General features: G+C 73.1%; 4 protein-coding genes and 1 pseudogene. 3 read left to right on the top strand and 2 right to left on the bottom strand.

The genetic code is table 11. From position 1 onward, the window contains the following. Positions 1 to 852, bottom strand: an 852-nt coding sequence (locus KBX53_RS26155; RefSeq protein WP_210862172.1) for a BTAD domain-containing putative transcriptional regulator, incomplete at its 3' end; no start/stop codon positions are given. Positions 853 to 990: 138 nt separating this feature from the next. Between KBX53_RS26155 and KBX53_RS26150 the strand changes: the two genes are divergently transcribed. The 3 genes from KBX53_RS26150 to KBX53_RS26140 all read left to right on the top strand — a co-directional run bounded on the left by KBX53_RS26150 (position 991) and on the right by KBX53_RS26140 (position 3,083). Further along, the gene (locus KBX53_RS26150; protein ID WP_030335902.1) at positions 991 to 1,869 is read left to right on the top strand and encodes an alpha/beta fold hydrolase; all 879 of its coding nucleotides are present in this window, start codon (positions 991 to 993) and stop codon (positions 1,867 to 1,869) included. A gap of 369 nt (positions 1,870 to 2,238) precedes the next feature. Then, positions 2,239 to 2,688, top strand: a complete 450-nt coding sequence (locus KBX53_RS26145) for a hypothetical protein (RefSeq protein ID WP_156057840.1) — start codon at positions 2,239 to 2,241, stop codon at positions 2,686 to 2,688. After that, complete coding sequence (locus KBX53_RS26140) at positions 2,685 to 3,083, top strand: hypothetical protein (protein ID WP_210862170.1); 399 nt, start codon at positions 2,685 to 2,687, stop codon at positions 3,081 to 3,083. The genes KBX53_RS26145 and KBX53_RS26140 overlap by 4 nt, the downstream gene beginning before the upstream one ends. Positions 3,084 to 3,149: 66 nt before the next feature. On the opposite strand, the pseudogene KBX53_RS26135 reads toward KBX53_RS26140, so the two are convergent. Beyond that, positions 3,150 to 3,615, bottom strand: a pseudogene (locus tag KBX53_RS26135) (hypothetical protein); the annotation flags it as partial.

Genomic DNA, 3,615 nt, shown 5'->3' with positions numbered 1-3,615 from the left:
CCCGCCCGCGCCGGGGCGAGCCGGCGCGCCGAGGCCGGGGGCGACCGGCCGGTCGACCGGTGGGGTGAGGTGCGGGGCCTGGGCCAGGATGTCGGCTTCCAGTTGTCGCAGCTCGGGCCCCGGGTCCACGCCCAGCTCGGTCACCAGGACGTGGCGGGCCTCCCGCAGCGCGGCCAGCGCGTCGCCCTGCCGGCCGGCGCGGTAGCGGGCCACGGCGAGCAGCCGCCAGGCGTCCTCGCGCAGCGGATAGCTGGCCAGGTGTGCCGGTAGGTCGGCGGCGGCCTCGTCCGGTCGGCCCACCGCCAGCAGCGCCTCCGCCCGCCGCTCGACGGCGAGCATCCGCAGCTCGTTCAGCCGGTTGATCTCCGCGACCGCCCAGGACTCGTTGGCGCAGTCGGCGTACGCGGGCCCGCGCCAGAGGTCGAGCGCCGCATCCAGCGCGGCCACGGCCGGTGTGGGACGGCCGGCCGCCAGCAGGTCCGCCGCCTCGCCGACGGCGGCCTCGAATCGTCCGGCGTCCACCGCGTCCGGGGCGACCTTCAGCACGTACCCGGGTGGTTCGGTGACCAGGATCCGGGGCGGCTGCCGGGGTGGTCGATCGGGCTCCAGGGCCCGGCGCAGGTCGGCGACGAACGTCCGGATGGCGCCCACCGCGCCGTCCGGTGCGACCTCCCACAGGTCGTCGACGAGGCGCTCCACCGGCACCACCCGGCCGTGGGCGATCAACAGCCGGCCCAGCACCAGGCGCTGCCGGTGGCCCCGCAACGGGACCGGGCCGTGCTCGGTCGCGGCGATCACCGGCCCGAGTACGCCGAAGGTCACCGCGACGGGCGCCGTCAGCTGCCTGGTCATGGCACCACAGTAGGCGGGCGGCCCGGCCGGCACTGATCGGACGCTGACCGGCTGCTGATCACCGGCGGGCAGGCTCGACGAGGTACGACGGCGACGGGCCACCGCCCCCGCCGGCACTGCTCACCAGGAAGATTTCCCGTGGACCCCAGGATCAACGGATTCGACTACCGCCGCGTCACCGTCGCCGACGGGGTGACGCTCAACGCCGCCGTGGGCGGCTCCGGGCCGGCGGTCGTGCTGTTGCACGGCTTTCCGCAGACCCACCTCATGTGGCGGCACGTCGCGGCCGACCTGGCCGCCGACCACACTGTCATCTGCCCCGACCTGCGCGGCTACGGCGACAGCGACAAGCCGCTCGACACCGACGGCACCGGGTACGCCAAGCGCACCATGGCCGCCGACATCGTGGCGCTGGCCGGCGCGCTCGGTCACGACCGGTTCGCGTTGGCCGGGCACGACCGGGGTGCCCTGGTCGCGTTCCGGGCCGGCCTCGACCACCCGGCGGCTGTCAGCCAGCTGGCCCTGCTCGACGTGCTACCCACCCTGGACATGTGGGACGTGCTGCACGGCACCAGCGCCGGTGTCGCGTTCCACCTGTACCTGATGGCGCAGCCGCCCGGCCTGCCCGAGAAGCTGATCGCCGGCAGCCCGGACGCCTTCTTCGGTCACTTCCTGGACATCTGGACCCGTGACCCGGAGGCCCTTCCGGCGCACGTGCGGGCCGCGTACCTGCGGGCGTCCCGCGAGGCGGTCCCCTCGATCGTCGCCGACTACCGGGCGTCGGCCGGGATCGACGTGGCGCACGACTCCGCTGACCGGGCGGCCGGCAACCAGCTGCGGATGCCGGTGACGGTGCTCCAGCAGGACTGGGGCGCGGCGCTGGGCTACGACGCGGCGGCGGTGTGGCGGGCCTGGGCGCCGGACCTGGAGCACCAGACGGTCAGCTGCGGACACTTCATGGCGGAGGAGGCCCCGGCCGAGGTGCTCCGGGCGGTGCGCGCCCTGCTTGCGCGTTGACCGATCGGCGACCCAGTCACCCCACTGTCACCCTCGGTAAGATATCCGACACCGACCGTCGGCGAGGTGGTGGAACGACCGGGTCGCCGCCTGCCGCGCACATGCCGTCCAGAGGCCTCTGAAATGCGCCCTGACCTGCGGTAATACGACGTTACGCCAGGTGGACGACAACCGGTCATCGGTGCTACACAGGCAGATAACGGCAGCCAACGACGTCTGGTCGCTCCGTACTTCTCGCCCAACGACCGTCAGCAGGCAACGCACCACTGGGGGCCTCGCCGCACGGATCGCCGCTCGACAGCGCGACCCACCCAACGGCACTGGTCCGCCGGCCACTGCCGGACGTCGGTCCTGGACCAAGGAGTTGCCGTGGGAAACCTCCGTATCCGATCCCGCCACCAGCCGTACGAGATCGCTGTCCTGGCCGCGGCGCCGCTGTGCGGCGTGCTGATGCTGACCCTCAACGTCCGTCCGACATCAGTTCAGACGTCCATGCCGGCACCGATCCAGGTCGCCTGGGAACTGGGGCTGATCGCGGTGGGCGTGGGTGGGCTACTGGGCATCGTGTGGCCCGGCCGGCTCTCCACCGGGCTCGGCCTCGAACTCGCGTCGGTGCTGGTGCTCGGCACGATCACCGGCATGTACGCGGTAGCCGTACTGGTGATGTCCGGCCGGAACTCCCTCGTCGCGATCTCGTTCGTGATGGCGGTGACTGTGGGATCGCTCTGGCGGGCCGCACAGATCGCCATCGACCTGCGTCGCCTGGCCCGCGCCTGCGAACTCGTCACCTACGAACAGTTGCGGACAGGTGTCACGTGAACAGCTCACCCCCACCGGCGGCACCGCACTGGGTGCAGGTGGCGCTCAGCGTGCTCGGCATCCTCGGCGGCGGCACCGGCCTGGCCGCGATCGCCGCCGTTGTGGTGCAGCGGGGCAAGTTCAAGGCCGATGCCGCCGACACCCTCACCGAGGCCGCCATCACCCTCGTGCAGCCGTTGCAGACCCGGATCACCCAGTTGGAGGGCGAGGCGCTCAGCGCCCGGTCCGAGCTGGGCACGCTCCGCGAGCAGGTCAACCAGTTGCAGTTCGTGGTCCGGGTGCTCACCCGGACGCTGGACCGCTGGCGTGCCGCCATTCGTGCCCCGGACGCCACGCTGCGGAAGGTCCGCGCGACGGTGGCGGAGTCCGACCGGATCCCCGAGATGGACCGTTGACGCCGACGCGGCCCAGCGCCGCCCTCGCGCCCGGCGCAGCTCAGCGCCGTCGGCGTCCGGCGCAGCTCAGCCCGCGGCTCGCAGGCGTGCGATGAGGTCGTTCACCGCGGCCCGGAAGTCGGGGTCGGTTTCCCCCGGATGATGCCCCCGTAGCACTGGCGCAGACCGCTCCCCCGGTGCCGGCAGCAGGTCCGTCGGGTCCCGCAACCGCCGGTCGACGTGACTCGCCGGATCGGCCGGGTCCGCAGGCGGATCGCCGGGCCGGTGTGCGGCGAAGACCCACCCGCCGACCGGGTCGGTGTCCCGCCAGAGGTTGAGCCACCGCCAGCCGACCCGCTCCCCCACCTCACGAAGCATCTCCTCGTTGAAGTAGGCCGGAAAGAGCCGGGCGTACAGGCGGTCCAGCGGTGACCCGTAGGTGAGCAGGGCGACCCGTTGACCTACCTGCGGGGGCAGCCGCAGCACCGCGAGCGCGAGCAGCGCGGACCCGTGGCTGTGCCCACAGAGCAGCACCCCGACGTGACGCTCGGCG

Origin of the sequence: Micromonospora sp. M51, assembly GCF_018070305.1 — a bacterium.
GTDB lineage: Bacteria > Actinomycetota > Actinomycetes > Mycobacteriales > Micromonosporaceae > Micromonospora > Micromonospora parva.
This window is presented reverse-complemented; position numbering and strand designations above follow the sequence as displayed.